This is a genomic window from Micromonospora sp. WMMD735 (genome assembly GCF_049178995.1).
Lineage (GTDB): Bacteria > Actinomycetota > Actinomycetes > Mycobacteriales > Micromonosporaceae > Micromonospora > Micromonospora wenchangensis.
The window spans coordinates 164631-180323 of record NZ_JBMHMJ010000002.1; the positions used below are offsets into that span (position 1 = coordinate 164631).

The 15693-nt window shown below is 71.8% G+C and carries 14 protein-coding genes; 7 read left to right on the forward strand and 7 right to left on the reverse strand.

Annotated elements, in window-relative coordinates:
- Positions 1 to 714, forward strand: coding sequence for a substrate-binding periplasmic protein (locus ACN268_RS01135; protein ID WP_421481295.1), 714 nt, complete (start codon positions 1 to 3; stop codon positions 712 to 714).
- Positions 711 to 1661: a cation diffusion facilitator family transporter gene (locus ACN268_RS01140; RefSeq protein ID WP_421481296.1), complete on the forward strand. Its 951-nt coding sequence runs from the start codon at positions 711 to 713 to the stop codon at positions 1659 to 1661. The genes ACN268_RS01135 and ACN268_RS01140 overlap by 4 nt, the downstream gene beginning before the upstream one ends.
- Positions 1662 to 1728: 67 nt before the next feature.
- Here ACN268_RS01140 and ACN268_RS01145 read toward each other — a convergent pair whose 3' ends face one another.
- A complete protein-coding gene (locus ACN268_RS01145) occupies positions 1729 to 2265 on the reverse strand; it encodes an alcohol dehydrogenase catalytic domain-containing protein (protein ID WP_421481297.1) in 537 nt (178 codons plus the stop codon).
- Positions 2266 to 2475: 210 nt separating this feature from the next.
- On the opposite strand from ACN268_RS01145, the gene ACN268_RS01150 reads away from it, so the two are divergent.
- On the forward strand, positions 2476 to 3006 hold the full coding sequence (locus ACN268_RS01150; RefSeq protein ID WP_421481298.1) for a peptidase inhibitor family I36 protein: 531 nt from the start codon (positions 2476 to 2478) through the stop codon (positions 3004 to 3006).
- A 45-nt stretch (positions 3007 to 3051) separates the two neighbouring features.
- Here the strand turns inward: ACN268_RS01150 and ACN268_RS01155 are convergent, their stop codons facing one another.
- From ACN268_RS01155 to ACN268_RS01165, 3 genes are read right to left on the reverse strand one after another with little or no spacing between them, the layout of a single operon-like run.
- On the reverse strand, positions 3052 to 7023 hold the full coding sequence (locus tag ACN268_RS01155) for a trypsin-like peptidase domain-containing protein (RefSeq protein WP_421481299.1): 3972 nt from the start codon (positions 7021 to 7023) through the stop codon (positions 3052 to 3054).
- Positions 7020 to 7385 (reverse strand): CU044_2847 family protein, encoded by a 366-nt coding sequence (locus ACN268_RS01160; protein WP_421481300.1) that lies wholly within the window; start codon positions 7383 to 7385, stop codon positions 7020 to 7022. Before ACN268_RS01160 ends, ACN268_RS01155 begins: the two co-directional genes overlap by 4 nt.
- Before the next feature lie 10 nt (positions 7386 to 7395).
- A complete protein-coding gene (locus ACN268_RS01165; RefSeq protein WP_357927274.1) occupies positions 7396 to 7818 on the reverse strand; it encodes a hypothetical protein in 423 nt (140 codons plus the stop codon).
- 795 nt (positions 7819 to 8613) lie between these two features.
- On the opposite strand from ACN268_RS01165, the gene ACN268_RS01170 reads away from it, so the two are divergent.
- The gene (locus tag ACN268_RS01170; protein WP_421481301.1) at positions 8614 to 9393 is read left to right on the forward strand and encodes an isocitrate lyase/PEP mutase family protein; all 780 of its coding nucleotides are present in this window, start codon (positions 8614 to 8616) and stop codon (positions 9391 to 9393) included.
- A gap of 219 nt (positions 9394 to 9612) precedes the next feature.
- Here ACN268_RS01170 and ACN268_RS01175 read toward each other — a convergent pair whose 3' ends face one another.
- On the reverse strand, positions 9613 to 10854 hold the full coding sequence (locus tag ACN268_RS01175; protein ID WP_421481302.1) for a PucR family transcriptional regulator: 1242 nt from the start codon (positions 10852 to 10854) through the stop codon (positions 9613 to 9615).
- Between the two features lie 383 nt (positions 10855 to 11237).
- Here ACN268_RS01175 and ACN268_RS01180 point away from each other — a divergent pair, with 383 nt between their 5' ends.
- The gene (locus ACN268_RS01180; protein ID WP_421481303.1) at positions 11238 to 12524 is read left to right on the forward strand and encodes an NAD(P)/FAD-dependent oxidoreductase; all 1287 of its coding nucleotides are present in this window, start codon (positions 11238 to 11240) and stop codon (positions 12522 to 12524) included.
- 176 nt (positions 12525 to 12700) lie between these two features.
- Complete coding sequence (locus ACN268_RS01185; RefSeq protein ID WP_421481304.1) at positions 12701 to 13030, forward strand: TraR/DksA family transcriptional regulator; 330 nt, start codon at positions 12701 to 12703, stop codon at positions 13028 to 13030.
- A 73-nt stretch (positions 13031 to 13103) separates the two neighbouring features.
- Here the strand turns inward: ACN268_RS01185 and ACN268_RS01190 are convergent, their stop codons facing one another.
- Positions 13104 to 13367, reverse strand: a complete 264-nt coding sequence (locus tag ACN268_RS01190; RefSeq protein WP_421481305.1) for a potassium transporter TrkA — start codon at positions 13365 to 13367, stop codon at positions 13104 to 13106.
- Positions 13368 to 13438: 71 nt separating this feature from the next.
- Positions 13439 to 14191: a rod shape-determining protein gene (locus ACN268_RS01195; protein ID WP_421486788.1), complete on the reverse strand. Its 753-nt coding sequence runs from the start codon at positions 14189 to 14191 to the stop codon at positions 13439 to 13441.
- A 583-nt stretch (positions 14192 to 14774) separates the two neighbouring features.
- On the opposite strand from ACN268_RS01195, the gene ACN268_RS01200 reads away from it, so the two are divergent.
- On the forward strand, positions 14775 to 15635 hold the full coding sequence (locus ACN268_RS01200) for a cell shape-determining protein MreB (RefSeq protein WP_421481306.1): 861 nt from the start codon (positions 14775 to 14777) through the stop codon (positions 15633 to 15635).
- The last annotated feature ends 58 nt before the right edge of the window (positions 15636 to 15693 follow it).

Genomic DNA, 15693 nt, shown 5'->3' on the forward strand with positions numbered 1-15693 from the left:
ATGCGACGCGGTGGCGCGGTGCTGACTCTGATGATGCTGCTGGTCACGGCATGTGGCCTGCCGCGAGACACGGCGAACACCCTCGCTGGCGTCCGCGACGGCGTGCTGAGGGTGGGCGTCACCGAGAACCCGCCCTGGGTGACGGTGCCCGACGAGGGTCCACCCTCCGGTGCCGAGGTGAAGCTGGTCGCCCAGTTGGCTGCGGAGTTGGGAGCCGAGGTCGAGTGGTACCCCGGCCCGGAGTCCGAACTGATGGCCGCGCTGAAGGACCGCGTCCTCGATGTCGTGGTCGGCGGCCTGGATGCCAAGGCACCGTGGACGAAGGAGGCGTCGCTGACCCGACCGTACGTCACGACGCGCACCCTGGTGGCCGCCCCCGCCGGCGTCCGCGTTCCCGACGACCTCACCGGACACCGGGTGGCCGTGCGCGGCGGCACCGCCGACGTCGCCGCAATGACCAGCGAGGGCGCTGACGTCGTGGCCGTGGACGAGGTGACCGGCGCGGAGGGTCTGCCCGTCGTCGTCGGCGAGTGGCGGCTGGCCGAACTCGGGCTCACCTCCTCACGGCACGAACTCGCCAGCACCGATCACGTGTGGGCGTTACCGCCCGAGAATGCGTGGCAGGTGGAGGTGGAGCGGTTCCTGCTGGAGCGCTCGCATGCCGACGTCATGCGGCTGCTGGTCGAGGCACAGCGGGCGGAGGCGGCCCGATGAGGATGTACGACCGATTCGAACTGCCCCCGGACAAGGCCGCTCTGCACCGGCGCGCGATCCGGCTGGAATGGTGGACCATCGCCTTCTTCGTGGCCACCGTCGCCCTGCTCGCGGTGACCCTCGGGCAGTCGCAGGCGATGAAGGCCGCCTGGATCGAGGACATGCTCGGCCTGGTCCCACCCGCGGCGTTCCTCATCGCCGCCCGGTACCGCAACCGCGCCCCGAACGAGCGCTTCCCCTACGGCTACCACCGCTCGGTGAGCGTGGCGTTCCTGACCGGCTCGGTCGCGCTGCTCGGTCTCGGCGGATACGTCGTCTACGACTCCGCGGTACGGCTCGTCGCGCGGGAACGGGCACCGATCGGCCTCATCGAGGTCTTCGGACAACGGTTCTGGCTGGGTTGGCTGATGATCGCCGTCCTGTTCGTCACCATGGTGCCGGCCATCCTGCTCGGCCGCGCCAAGCAACGGATCGCCCGCCAACTCCACGACAAGGTGTTGTTCGCCGACGCCGAGATGAACCGCGCGGACTGGCTCACCGCCGGCGCCGCCATCCTCGGCGTGGCCGGCATCGGTATCGGTCTGTGGTGGGCCGACGCCGTCGCCGCCCTGATCATCGGCGGGGACATCGTCCGCGACGGGGTCCGGACCACCCGCGGCGCGGTGGCGAACCTGATGGACAACAAACCCCGCGTGGTGGACGGTAGCCACGAACACCCACTGCCTCACCAGTTGCTCACCGCCGTCCAGGACCACGACTGGGTCGTCGACGCATGCCTGCGCCTGCGGGAGGAGGGCCACGTCTTCGTCGGCGAACTCATCGTCGTGCCCCGGGAAGGCACGGACCGGCTGGTCGACCGGTTGGAGGAGCTACAGCAGTTCGCCCGCGACTTCGACTGGCGCATCCACGACCTGGTCGTCGCACCGGTCCACCGCCTCGAAGCCTGAGCCGGCGTCACCATTCTCGACGCTCCCTCACGGACGCTGCGACAGGGGTCTATGCCTGCAGCGTCGGTCATCCCCGACGAAGGGCTTCGACGCCCCCGCCCACATCCGGCACGCCTCCGGTGGGGGTTACGGGCACCGTCCAGCGGCCGATGTCGGCGAACGGCACCCGGACGTACTCGGCCTGACCACCGTCGTAGCCGCCACAGGTGTGTGAGTAGCCGTAGATACCGCCTACGGCCGTGGCGGTCGGGTTGACGTTGTGGCAGTTGCTGAACAACCCTCGGGCGCAGAAGAAGCACGAACCGCAGTAGACGTTGAAAGGCACCATGACCCGGTCGCCCGGCTGGACGTTCCGTACCGACGGACCGACCTCGTCGACCACGCCGACGAACTCGTGGCCGAAGGTGTGCCCGACCCGGGTGTCGGGCATCATCCCGTGGTAAAGATGCAGATCGGACCCGCATATCGCTGCCCGGGTCACCTTGATGATCGCGTCGTTGGGGTGCTCGATGGCGGGACGGTCCTTCTCCTGCACCCGCAGGCGGTACGGACCGCGGTAGACCATGGCTCGCATGACTGCCTCCTGAACCAGGTAGCCGGTCACGAAACACGGCACCGCCCGGTCGCGCAGATGGCGACCGGGCGGCACCGGGTTTCACGCACAGGATCAGGCGTTGTGGTTGGCGAGCGTTGGGTGTCATGTCCCGCCGTCAGCACGTGGCATCGCACGGACGGTCCCGACCGGGTACCGGGGCGGGGAGGTCCCGGTTCCGGTAACGTAATCGACGATCATCAATGCGGCGAGGTGGGTGCCGTGCTGGTTGCCGCCGCAGCCAACCTGAAGGAGAAGACGGTGGACGCAAGAACGATCGTCGCGAGCGGTGCCGTGCTGGGTGTGCTGGTCCTGCTCGGTGCACCCGGCTCACCGGCCGTCGCCAAGGAGCAGCCGCGCAACTGCGCGGTCAACGTGGACACCCGCGTACTGCGCTGTGCCGATACCGAGGCGCAAGCGCTGCGCGCGGTGGGGGCTACGCAGGCCAGCGTCGTCATCGCCCGCACCTACGACGGTACGGGCTTCAGCGGCGCGCAGTTGGCCTGGGCTCAGAACGGCAACTGCACCCCCGAGTACGACGTCGAGTTGCAGTGGGACGACCTGCGGACGACCAGCGGGGGCAACTGGAACAACCGAATCACGTCGGTGCGCACCTACAACCAGTGCGACGTCAAGTTCTTCGACGGGATCAACTTCACCGGTGCCCAGTCAGTCTGGATCGACGAAGCCTCCAACCTCGCGACCATCGGCGACGGCTGGAACAACCGGGCTGGCTCGATCAAGTTCTCCTGATCGCTCGTGCGGCGGTGCTCACTGCGTGGCAACGGTTCAGGGAACTCATGGCTTGCAGGACGGGGGGCCGGGTTCGTCGGGGGCGTACCGCTTCCACTCCGCCCCGGTGGGTGGGCCGTGGCGGGCGCACAGCTCCGCGTACGCGACCCGGGGCGCCGGCACGTACCAGTCCCGGGTCTGGAAGACCTCGTCCACCGACTCGACCAGGACGCCGTCGGTGCTCACCGCCAGGCCCGCGATCCGGGACGGGTGGCCGGTCCGGGTGGCGAGCAGGCGTGCCGTGGCGATCTCCCAGAAGCGGATCGTGCCGGGCTCGCGGAACGCTCCGTCGCTCACGGCGAGGACCGACCCGTCGGCGATGAACGCCAGGGCCGTCGCCTCCTTCGCGTCGTTGGACTGCAACCGGGTGAGCAGGGCACCGGTGCCGGTGTCCCGGATCTCGACCGGTCCGTCGCGGCTGCCCGTCGCGAACCGGGTGCCTGCGGGATCCAGTGCCAGTGCGCTGACCGGGTACCGGTAGGTGGTGCGGTAGTCGTGGATCAGCGTTCCGGTGTCCGGGTCGTAGAACCGGACACCGGTTTCGCTGCCCACGGTGACCAGGGAACCGTCGGGGGCGAAGATCGCCTCGTGGACGAAGAAGTCGCCGCCGGTACGGATGATCTGGGTCAGCCGCCCGGTGGCGATGTCCCAGATCCGGACCCGGTCGTCACTGCCGGAGGCGGCCACGCGGGTGCCGTCGGGGCTGATCGTCAGACTCGCGACGTAGTCGCTGTCGGTGCTCATCGGACCGGCGATCTGCCTACCCGAGCGCGGATCCCACACCCGTATGCGATTGCCGGCCCCGGCCGCGACGACCCGCCGGTCAGGGTCGGTGGCGACGTGTGACACCGCTCCGACGGAACCTGGCAGCGGTACCCCGTAGGGCTGATCGGTCGTCGCCTCCCAGAGGCGGAGGTTGTCTTCGCCGTCGACGGTGGCCGTCAGGGTCGACGTCCCGGCCGTGGTGACGGGCAGCGTTCGCCCCCCGTCGAGTGGCCGTGGCGCGGTGGTCGGCGCGCCGGTGGTCGAGTCCCACAGCCGGATCCGGCCGTCGGCACCGCCGGTGGCGAGGACGCGACCGTCGGCGTTGAACGACACCGACCACACCGTTGCGCCGTGGCCGGTGATCGGCGGACCCACCGGCACCCGGGTGGCCGGGTTCCAGAGACGGGCGGTCCGGTCGATGCCGGCGGCCGCCACCCGGGTGCCGCCCGGACTGACCGCCACGGTGAGCACCGGGTCGGAGCCGGCGGGCAGGTCGGCGGGCCGGCGTCTGCCGACGTCCCACAGGGTGACGTCGCCTCGGTCACCGCCCGTCACGAGTTTCGTCCCGGTGGGGTCGAAGGCCAGGGCACGGATCGAACTCCGGGTCGTGATCGGGGAGCCGACGGCCCGGCCGGTATGCGGGTCGCGGAGAACCACCGTCTCGTCGTCGGCGGCGGATGCGAGCCACTTGCCGTCCGGGCTGAACGCCACCGCCTGCACCCGGGTGGAATGCGCGACCGAGGCGATCTGCTCGCCGGTACCGCGGTTCCAGACACGGACGGTTCCGTCCCACCCGGCCGACGCCAGACGGGTGCCGTCGGGGGCGAACGCCACCGAGCTGACCCGGTCGGTGTGACCGGTGAGCGGTCCGCCGGTGGGCTGTGCCGTCGTGGTGTCCCACAGCCGGATGGTGCCGTCCGCCGCGGCCGACGCCAGCACCGTCCCGGCCGGGTCGTACGCCACGGCGGTGACCGCCCCGGTGTGCCCGGCGGGTGGCGCGGCAGCGGGCCGCCCGGCGGCCGTCTGCCAGACCCTGCCGGTTGCCGCCTGCCAGAACCGGACGGTGCCGTCTTCGCCGCCGGACGCCAGCTGCCGGCCGTCCGGCGAGAACGACACGGCGTGGACTGCGCCGGAGTGACCGACGAAGCCGGACTGCCCCTCGGTGAGGCGCGCGGCCAGGGCGTCCCCGGCCTCGGCGGTGGGTGCCTGCTTCCAGGCGGCGACCGCGAGCCGGCGGGCGGTCACCGGCTGCGTGCCGTCGATGCTGCCACTCTGCGCCGCGAGCTGCCGGGACAGGGCGATGGCATGCTGCTCGTTCGCGTTCCTGGCGTAGCGGAGCGCGGCGACTGCGGCGACCGTGGCGACGAGGGTCAGCACGCACAGGCCGGCCAGCAGGGTCCGGCGTGCCCGGGTCGCCCGCCTGGCGGCCCGCTCGCTGGCGGCGAGGAAGACGGTCAGGTCCTGGGGCAGCCGCCGGTTGGCCGACCAGTCCCGTCCTTCGCCGAGGTCCCGGCCGCGGAGCAGTTCGGCGGGCTCGCGCCGGTCGGACCAGCGGTGCTGCTTCTCCTCGACGCGCTGCAGCCACTGCTGGAACTGCTCGTCGTTGCGCACCCAGCTGCGCAGCGTGGCCCAGTCACGGATCAGCGCGTCGTGCGCCAGCTCGGCGACCGGTTCGGCAACGGGTGCCGGGGCACTGGTCACCACCAGCCGTTGGGCGGTGAGGACCGCCAGCACGTCGTCGGCGTCGCCCGCCAGCTCCCGCAGCTCGGACAACCGACGTCGGCGGCGCACGGCGGGGATGTGGTGCGCGGCGTCGGCCGGGCGGACGAGCGCCGTCAGGACGTCCCGGCTGGCGACCTGCGGGAGACCGGTGACGGTCTGGTCGCACCAGGCCGTGATGCTGCCGCGCAGGCCCCCGAACCTCTCGTACGCGCGGTGCGTCAGAACCCCGTCCTCCTGGCTCTCCCACAGCTGCTTCAGCGCCACCTCCAGCAGCGGCAGGACTGCCGTGGCCGCCCGGGGATCGGCGGCGAGGACGTCGTCGATGATCCGTTCCGGCAGGCCGTCCTGCAGCCGCGCGCCGCCCGCGGCGGCCGGTGCTTCGATGATGTCGTGCAGTTCGGCGCGAGTGAGCGTGGCCGGGATGTTGATGATTCCCGGGCCGACGAGCTCGAGCAGGGCGGGCGCTTCGGCGGCCAGCCGGGGGTAGAAGTCGTCCCGCATGACCAGCAGCACGGTGCGTCCCGGCCGCCCGGCGGCGACCAGACCGTCGAGGACCGGCCCCGCCGCGGGCGTGATGAGCAGGTCCTCGAACTGGTCGATCACCAGCAACTCGTGTTCCCCGAACGGGAGGCCCGCATCGTCCGGCCTGACCACGATCGTCGACCACGTTGCGCTGCCCGGTAGCCGTCCCCCCGCGAGCGCCGGGAGGACACCCGCCTGGACGAGCGACGACTTCCCGGCGCCGGACGGGCCGAGCAGCAACAGCAGCGGTGGCCGGTCGGCCAGCGCGGCCACGACCCGGTCGACGGCGCCGGCCCGGCCGTGGAAGACCCCGGCGTGTTCCGGCCCGAACGGGTCCAGGCCCCGGTACGGGCAGGAATCGGACACCGCCAGCGCGGGCCAGGCCGACCGCAGGGCCGCGACGGACGTCGCATACCCGATGCCGGTGCCCCGGTCGAGCGCGTCCGGGCGGGTCACCGCAGAGACCATGCCGATCACCGCGTCGGCGCTGTCGTCCCACACGGGGCTGCCGCTGAACCCCTGGGTCAGGTCGTTGGCTGCGGTGAGCTGCAGCAGCGCCGGTTGCAGCAGGTCACCGGCCCGCCCGTACCCGAAGTGGCCGCCGGGACCGGCCTGGGCCGGGAAACCGAAGGACCGCACCCGGTTCCCCCGCCGGCCGCCGGACCCGGCCAGGGGGAGCGGTCGCAGACCCCCAGGGACCGAATCCAGCCGTACGAGGGCGATGTCGTCGCCGTCCGGCGGCTGCCAGCCGTCGGCCAGCACCCGGCCGCTCACCATCGGGGTGCCCGCCGCCTGCGGGAAGCGCAGCCGCACCGGGTCGCCGATCCGGGCTCCTGCCGCCAGCACCACGTGCGCGCAGCTGACCAGGACGTCCTCGGCGATCAGGAAGCCCGCTCCGGCCGCGGTGTCCCGCGCGTCGAGGATCTGGGCCACGCTGCTGGCCCACCGCAGGTCGACGGCACCGGTCACGCGATGTCCATGCTGCCCGATTCCTCCTGCACCAGGACCTCTGGCCCGTCCCGCCGCCACTTCATCTTGACCTTGAGATTGCCGCTCATCGCCGTCTTGGTGATCACCGCACCGGCCTGGGCGGACAGCGCGATTCCGAACTCGACCTCCAGTTCGGCCGGCTTGGCCCGGCTGAGCTGGTCGAGCAGGACCTGGGCGGCGTCGACCACCGGCTCCAACAGGTCCTGCAGGGTCGCGGACATCTCGTGCACCCGGTCGCCGACGCGACCGGCCTTCACCGGGCCACCGGCGGTGTCCACCTCGGCCGACTCGACCAGGACGACGCCGCCCCCGGCGAGCGGTATCCGAGCAAGCTCAGTCATCGACACCCCTTCACTTCTCGGACTCGAGTACACGCCAGGGCTTGGGGAAGAAAGCCCAATGACCGTTGACGTACGTCAGACCGTTGTACGCCATCCCGTGCTCCTCGCCGGGAACCACCATGTCGATGGAGTAGATCGTCAGTCCAGGCCGCAACTGGTCCTTGATTTCCTCGTACCCGCCCGGGAAGTTGGCCTGGGCGTCCTTCCCCCAGGCCCGCAGTTCCTCGGTGGTCGCACCCCAGACCCGTACCTCCGTCTGGTCCGGCTTGGCGAACGGCGCCGCCGTGGGCGGCATCGAGGCCCAGAGGCCCTTCTCGTAGAAGCGCTGCGCCCGCTCGGCGAAGGCCGGCTCGAACAGCGCCTGATAGTCCGCGGTCGTCGGGCGCAGGGAGGCGACCAGCGCGGGATCGCCGTGCGCGGCGAGCTCCGCCATCAAGGCTCGGGCACCCTGCTTGTCGCCAGGATAGGCGGCCTGCACGGAGACGACAGCAGGCTCCGAGGACGGGCCGGCGGGGGTGCCGTCCACAGCGGAACAACCGCCGACAGCGACAAGCAAAGCCACGGCGGCCAAACTCCACGACGCCCGAAACGACTTTCGACTCCACACCATGGTGACTCCTATGCGAGGCGACGCGCGCAAGAGTGGCATGGCTCCGAGATCAAAGTGCGCGCAGCTCGCGATTCGCCACTGTCGACAATCAGACGCCCTGGGCACGCCCGGCAGGGGGCTCAGACCGCCGGATCGAAGCCGGGCGACGGCCTCGTAGCGGCAGTGGTCGCCCTGATGGAGCCGTACGGTCACGCGGTCAGCACGGCGAGACCGGCGGCGGCCAGGGTAGCGGCCCTCGACCGTCTGGGGGTCGACGTGCCGGACGCCGTCCGACCGCCCGGCAGACTGAGCGAGGGACCTACCGCATCCAGGCATCCCGGCCGGTTGTCCGCCGCAGGGCCCCGGGCACGGTGCCGCTGATCGTGCGCAGCCGGACGGCGTCGGTGGGCACTCGGAACGCGCCGTCGCGGAAGGCCACGACCTCGACTCCCCCGGGCAGTTGGAGAGCGGGGGACCTCAGGTCGAACGGCAGGTGCTCATGACGGCGGCCAGGGCGTGTGCCAGGATCAATGCCGGCGACTGGAGCAGGTGAGCCGCGCCAGGGACCTGACGCTCAGCATCCCTATGCCACGCCGCCCCGGTTGGAGGCGTGCTCGCTCTCATCGAAGGAGCCCGTGCGTGAGGGACTTCGCCGCGCTGCACCGCACTGCGGCGCCCCTCGTCCTACCGAACGTATGGGATGTCGCCTCGGCCCGCTGCCTCGTCGACGCTGGCTTCCCCGCGCTCGGCACGACCAGCCTCGGCGTTGCTGCTGCCAACGGCCTGCGCGACGGTGTCAACGCCACCGACGACCACACGCTGCGCCTCACGCGCAGCCTGGCGACGCTCCCGGCCCACCTCACCGTCGACATCGAGACCGGGTCGGTCGCCACTGCGGCTGCGGTGGCCGCAGCCGGTGCCGTCGGCGTGAACATGGAGGACGCCATGGGCCCGGCCACGGCGCACGCGGCACTGATCAGGTCGGTGAAACGGGAAGTGCCGGGTCTGTTCGTCAACGCCCGCACCGACACCCACTGGCAGCGTTCCGGCGACCTGGCTGAGACCCTGCGCCGGATACGGCTCTACGCCGACGCCGGTGCCGATGCCGTGTTCGTGCCCGGGATAGCGGAGCCCGCCGACATCGCCGCCGTCGTGGCGGCGGTCGACGTACCGGTCAACGTCCTGTTCCTGCCCGGACGACACACCGTCGCCACCCTGACCGAGCTCGGCGTACGACGGATCAGCACCGGCTCCCTGCTGTTCCGCGCCGCTCTTGCCGCATCCGTGCAGACGGCTCTGGCCGTCCGCGACGGCCTCACCGTCCGCGCGGACCTTCCCTCCTACGCACAGGTCAACGCGGAACCCGACGTGCGCCGCGGCTGGCCGGAGAACGACGAGACGGAAGGTCACTCCCGGTAGACCCACATGAACGCCACTCCGGCGGGGTTGCCGTGCGCTTCCCGCGCCCGCTGTCGCGGTCGAGGAACTCGGCGACGCTCACGCCCCGGCCGTAGAACGCGAACCGGATACCCCACGGCTTCAGTGTTCCCGGTACCGCGCCCGGGGCCCTGTCGGGTCGGCTGCGGTATCCACCAGCCGAGCAGGTCAGGGCCCGAGACCCGGCGCGTGAGGAGCAGGTCAACCGGCCGCAGGCAGCGGCTGTCCGGGCCAGTTGAGGGCGCGGGCACCGAGCACCGCGGCCTGCAGGGTGAACCGTTGGGCGGGGTCGGCCGGGTTGTAACCGGTGAGGGCGTGGATGCGTTCGAGGCGGTAGGTGACCGCCCGTACCGAGACGTGGATGCGTTTGGCGGTCTCGGTGGCGACGCCGCCGGTGTCGAAGTATGCCTGCAGGGTGGCTACCAACGGTTCGGCACCGCCACGGGCCCGGGTCAACGGGTGCAGCACGGCGTGCACGAGTTCGACGATGGCGGGTTGGTCGCGTAGCAGGACGCGGTAGATGAGCAGGTCCCGGGCGTTGACCACGGGGGTGGGCATGCGGAGCCGGCCCGCCATGGTCAGGGCCTCGCGGGCTTCCTCGTAGGAGCGGGCGATGCCGTAGAGGCCCGGGTGGGGCCGGCCGACGGCGATGCGCCAGGGTTGTCCGTGGGGCAACCGGCGCAACTGGTCGTGCATGAGCCGGCCGAGATTGTCGTCGGTGTCGTGGCCGGCAGGCACACCGTCGGAGCCGGTGGTGTCGGCGGGAGCGATGACGACCAGGAGCCCGTCCTTGGTCGCGACAAGAACGTCACGGTCGCCGAGCCGGTCGAAGATGACCGCCTCCAGCGCCGTTGTCGCCGTGTCGGTGTCCGGCAGCCGCCGGCTCGGCGCGGCCAGGGCGACCTGGTGGACGCGGGCGAGGTCGAGGCCGAACGGTTCGGCCCGGTCGACCAGACCGCCGAGGTCGGAGTCGCCGCGCAGCAGGTCGTCGATGAGTTCGCGGCGCAGCGTCTCCTCATGGCGGACCAGGTCGCGACGGGCGACGGCATAACCCTCGGCCAGGGTCGCGACGGCATCGTCGATGACGTGCAGCACGGCGGCGGCCGCCGCACGCACGGCCTCACGGTCACGGCTACGTACGACGTCCGGAAGATCCTGCCACAGCCGTCGGGCGGCGGAGAGGTAGAGCTGCACCACCCGGCCGGCGGAGATGCCCTGCTCGGCGGCTTTGCGGCCGAGCGTCTCGACGGCGTCGAGTTCGGCGCGCTTGGGTTTGCGGCCGGTGATGGCGGCATCGGCGAGCAGCGGCAGGTAGTCGCCCAGCAACGCCACGGGCACGTTGCCGGCGTCACGGCTGGCGCTGGCGGCGACCTCGGCGAGCCACTGCCCGTCGGGTTCGGCCGCCGCCGGCCGCTGAATGCGCCGTGTGCCGTTGTCACTCACGTGGCCGCTCCCGTTCACCGTCGCGTCGAACCCAGCATCGCCCATCCTGGCGGCGGTAGACACCGATTCGCGGTCCGTACCGGTCGGCGAGCGCCGCGGTGGACCACCGGGACCGCGCCGCGGTGGCCACCCTGCGGTACGGCGGCACCGTGTACGCGGCACCCCGCCACCGCGTTCCGGACACGGCACCGAGGGCAGCGGTCCTGCGGTGGTGATCGTCTGCTGGTTGCCGAGCGTCGGCAACGTATGACGGTTCAGCTGACCGGCCACAGCCCTGGCCCGGTTCCCGGTGATCAAGCGACCATGGCGGGACAGCAGGCCCGGACAACGTGGCCCACCAACCGATCGGCTGTCCAGCCGGCCCGGCGCGGCGGAGGAGCGGTATGTCTGACGAGCTCAGCATGACGGGCACTCCCGCGTTCGTGCACAGCTCACCGCGGGACGTCGCGGTGATCGGAGCGGGCATGGTCGGCTTGTCCACGGCCTGGTTCCTACAGGAAGCCGGCGCACAGGTGACGGTCTACGAGCGTCATCACTCCGGCGCCGGCTCGTCGTGGGGCAACGCCGGCTGGCTGACCCCGGGGCTGACCGCCCCACTGCCGGAACCTGCGGTGCTGCGCTACGGTCTGCGCGCGGTGCTCAGCACCCGATCCCCGGTGTACCTGCCGCTGCGCGCCGACCGTGACCTGTGGCGCTTCCTGCTGTCGTTCGTGTTCCACAGCACCGCCCGGCGGTGGCGGCGGGGCATGGCCGCCTACGTCCCGCTCAACGAGCGCAGCCTGGACGCCTTCGATGCCCTCGCGGCCGGCGGGGTGAGCGCCGTGACGACGCCGGCCGATCCCTTCCTGGCCTGCTTCGCCCGCGAGCGGGACAGCCGTACCCTGCTCGACGAGTTGGAACAGATGGGCGACGCCGGTCAGGACGTCACCTTCCGCCCGGTGACCGGCCAGGTGCTCCGGTCGATGGAGCCCGTTCTGAGCGACCGGGTCGGCGCCGCCGTCCAGATCTTCGGGCAGCGGTACCTGAACCCTCCCGCGTTCGTCACGTCGCTGGCCGATGCGGTCCGGGACCGTGGCGGCCGCATCCTCGACAGCAGCGCGGTGACCGGTCTGCAGCCGGCAACCACCGACGTCCGCGTCACCGGCCCGTCCGGGCAGCAGCACCGCCATGACGCCGTGGTCATCGCCACCGGAGCGGCCTTCGGCGAGCTGGCCACACGCTTCGGGGTACGCCGCCCGGTGCAGGCCGGGCGCGGCTACAGCTTCAGCGTGCCCGCCGAACGGATGCCCGCCGGCCCGCTGTACTTCCCGACGCAGCGGGTCGCCTGCACTCCGTTGGGCAGCCGGCTGCGGGTGGCCGGGATGATGGAGTTTCGCCGACCCGCCGACGAACTGGACCCGCGACGCATCACCGCCGTCGTCGACGCGGTGCGGCCGTTGCTCGACGGGGTGAACCTCGATGACCGCCGCGACGAGTGGGTCGGTTCCCGGCCGTGCACTCCCGACGGCCTGCCGCTGATCGGCGCGACCGCCGCGCCACGGGTGTTCGTCGCCGGCGGCCACGGCATGTGGGGCATCGTCCTGGGGCCGGTCACCGGCCAGTTGGTGGCCCAAGCGGTGCTCAAGGGTGAGGTGCCCGCGGAGCTGACGCCGTTCGACCCGCTGCGTTAGCGGGCGCGTCGGCACTGCCGAACCTCCGGAACGAACGCAGCCCGCAGCCGTCGGGTCGAGACCCACCGGCGGGCGGGGTGGTTCACGACACCCACCGATCGCCAGGGCGGAGCCGTTCGAGCTTCCGCCCTGTGGTTTCCCGAAGCACTTCCGGCTTCCCGAGCAAGGAGCGGCACATGAGCGTCGACATCGAAGTATCCGATCAGGGCTGGCTCGCCGGCCTCCGCGCATCGCTGAGCGAGGACTTCGCCGCCCAGACGACCCGGCTCAAGGAACTCACGGAGATCTCGGCCGACACCGGCGACCCGGGCGAAGCACACAACCGCGCGGCACTGGTGGCGGCCACCCGGCACAACCTCGAACAGATCACCGGTGCGCTGCGCCGCATCGCCGAGGGCAGCTACGGCCGCTGCGAGAAATGCGACGGCCCCATCCCCGCCGAACGGCTCGAAGTGCTACCGCACGCCCGGTTCTGCGTCCCCTGCCAGCAGAAACACCAGGGCTGACCGAATGCCACGGCAGTGGCCGCGCCGGCGACGAGGCCGGCGCGGCCGCTGATCGTGGCAGCACCCGGCCCCGTCACCCGGCAGCCGGGTGACGGGGCCGGGTGCCGGTGACATCCACGTCGATGACGTCCAGGATCCCCAGCAATCCCGCCAACGCGATCGCCTCGCCCCGCGAGAGAGCCAGGCTGCAGGTGGCATCAGGATCGTCGCCGACGCCGTGGATCAGCTCGCGTCGACCGCCGGCGTAGTGGGTGACGACGCCGACCCGATGACCGGTGACGGTGGTGAACGTGTGGCACTCGCCGATGCCCGGCAGCGGTGTGAATTCGACGTCCATGACAGAACTCCGGAAGAAGGCGACCGCTCACCGCGGCCGGGAAGTGGATACGGATGCGGGACAGGCCCACGTCAGCCCGTGAGTAGCCGGCGCAGACCGGTGAGCGTGGCCAGCGGCGGTTCGGCGGGCATCGTGACGCAGCGGCCGGTCAACGCGGCCAACCTCGCGGCGGTTCCGGGGGCGGTCGCACCACCACCGGTGAGCAGCAGCCGCCGCTGACCGCCCCGCGGACGGTCGAGACGGCGCACACAGTCGGCGATCGCCGGGATCCGGTCGACGGACCCGGCGTCCTCGACACGCTCCACCGCGACGATGCTGCGGTCACCGATCCGTGCCACTTCGGTACGTCCGGATCCGATGTCCACCACGACCACGTCACCGCCCGGGTCAGGACGGCAGGCCAGAGCGGCCGCGAGTGGCTCCTCCACCGCGCTGACCCGTCCGCCGACGGCACGGCGGACCGCGGCGACAAGCACGTTGCGCTGGCGCAGGGTCGCGGTCGCCGGCACACCGACCAGGACGGGATAGGCGGTGTCGGACGGTAGGCGGATGTCGGCGGTCAGCAGCCGCAGCAGCTGCACGCAGGCGAAGAAGTCACGCACCACGCCGTCGCGCACCGGCCAGGTGACGGTCACACCACCGGCCTGAGCGGTCAGCGCGGCCCGTCCGGCCACGTGCCGGTCGGAACCGGGACGGCAGAGCACCGCCGGTTCCGTGATCACCGTTCCCGACTGCGACGTCCACATCCGCACGGTGGACGTTCCGAGGTCAAGAGCAAGGCATGCCTGTACGCGCGGACGAGCGTAGGCACCGGCGGTCAGCATGTCGTCCACCCGGGTACGGCGGGGACCAGGTGTCGAGGGTCAACGAAGGGAAGCGACGTCGCCGGCAGCTCAACGGGCGTGCCGAAGCGACAGTCATGAACGAGGGGTGGCATGGTGCTCCCAGCCAGGGGGCAGCGTCGTGTCCGACGCCGCGCAACGGGCGGCTTCAGGCGGTGAGCGTCCACGTCGGCGGAGCCCGGTCCGCCGACCATGCCGGTACACAGCCCGGGACCGCACGGCGGGTCAGCCGGAAGACGATGCACAACCCGATGTCCCGGGCGGCGGACACGACCAACACCAGCACAGCCCACACGAGCAACGTCGGCAGCGAAGCTCGCCGGCCGACGCCCCCGAAGCCGCGCCCGTCACCCATGGCGGCCACCATAGCCGTCCGGACCAGGAACGGCCACGACAGCACGCGACCCGTCGGCCGAGGTCACCGGCGTCCGGCCTACCGAGCAGTCGGTGACCGCAGGCCGGGTTGCCGGGCGTCGGCAACGAGCGCGACGAAGTTTCGCCGGACCCGGCCGCTGTCACCGATCTGTTCAGCGGCGACGATCGGAGCCGGTGAACGCTCGTACCAATGGAAGTGATCGGTGTGACCGTGTCCGCGAACGTCCTCTCCTCCGACCAGCGCGCCGCCGGCATGTGTCGCCCGGCCCCGCCGACCGCGGTCGCGATCGACCTCGGCAGCAGCTCCATCGGCGTCTGGGCGGCGCACCGCGGCACCATCAGCGCGCCGTGCGGGGACGCGTTCCTCTCCGCCGGTTCGCTGATCCGGCGCGGCCGCATCATCGACGCCGACCGCTGCGAGATCCTGCTGTCCCAGGTGATCAGCCGCTTCAGCGAACCGGTACCTGCCGGCGGTGTCGTCGCGGCCTGCCGCCCGGTCCTGGCCGGCGACCACGACCGAGCCGTGGTGCGTCGCGTCGTCGAGGCGGTCCTCGCCCCCTCCCACCTGGTGTTCATCGACACCGTGCGCGCCGCCGCGATCGGTTCGGGAGCAGCCGCCGGCAGCCTGCTGATCGCCGACGTCGGAGCCCAGCTGACCGAGGTCGCCCTGTTGGACCACGGGCGGGTCGTCGCGGCCCGTCGCGCCGACATCGGCACCCGCGACCTCGCTTACGGTGCCACCGTCGACCTGGTGAGCGACGTCGTCGCATACCACCTCGAGGCCCTGCGGGCCGGGACAGCGCGGACGCGACTGGCCCCTGCCCTCACCCGCGGGCTGCTGCTCGTGGGCGACGGCGCCACCCATCCCGGCCTGTCCCCGGCGTTGGCCGCCGCGCTCCGCCTACCGGTGCACCGCGCCGCGTCTCCCCGCACCGCGGCGCTCAACGGCGCCGGGCTGGCCGCCATGTCGTTGCTGCGCCATCCCGCCCGGATCCGACACCCGGCAGCGCTGAAGGACACCGCCCGGCGCAGCACCGCCGACACGACGTAGGCGCGGCGACGTATGCCCGGACGCACCGGTACGCCACCGGTGGACTCCCGATGGACAC

Coding starts and splice junctions, on each gene's coding strand:
- ACN268_RS01190 (WP_421481305.1), bottom strand. CDS start 13,367: ATGGACGTCGAATTCACACCGCTGCCGGGCATCGGCGAGTGCCACACG.
- ACN268_RS01180 (WP_421481303.1), top strand. CDS start 11,238: ATGTCTGACGAGCTCAGCATGACGGGCACTCCCGCGTTCGTGCACAGC.
- ACN268_RS01185 (WP_421481304.1), top strand. CDS start 12,701: ATGAGCGTCGACATCGAAGTATCCGATCAGGGCTGGCTCGCCGGCCTC.
- ACN268_RS01160 (WP_421481300.1), bottom strand. CDS start 7,385: ATGACTGAGCTTGCTCGGATACCGCTCGCCGGGGGCGGCGTCGTCCTG.
- ACN268_RS01165 (WP_357927274.1), bottom strand. CDS start 7,818: ATGGCGGAGCTCGCCGCGCACGGCGATCCCGCGCTGGTCGCCTCCCTG.
- ACN268_RS01195 (WP_421486788.1), bottom strand. CDS start 14,191: ATGCTGACCGCCGGTGCCTACGCTCGTCCGCGCGTACAGGCATGCCTT.
- ACN268_RS01135 (WP_421481295.1), top strand. CDS start 1: ATGCGACGCGGTGGCGCGGTGCTGACTCTGATGATGCTGCTGGTCACG.
- ACN268_RS01140 (WP_421481296.1), top strand. CDS start 711: ATGAGGATGTACGACCGATTCGAACTGCCCCCGGACAAGGCCGCTCTG.
- ACN268_RS01200 (WP_421481306.1), top strand. CDS start 14,775: ATGGAAGTGATCGGTGTGACCGTGTCCGCGAACGTCCTCTCCTCCGAC.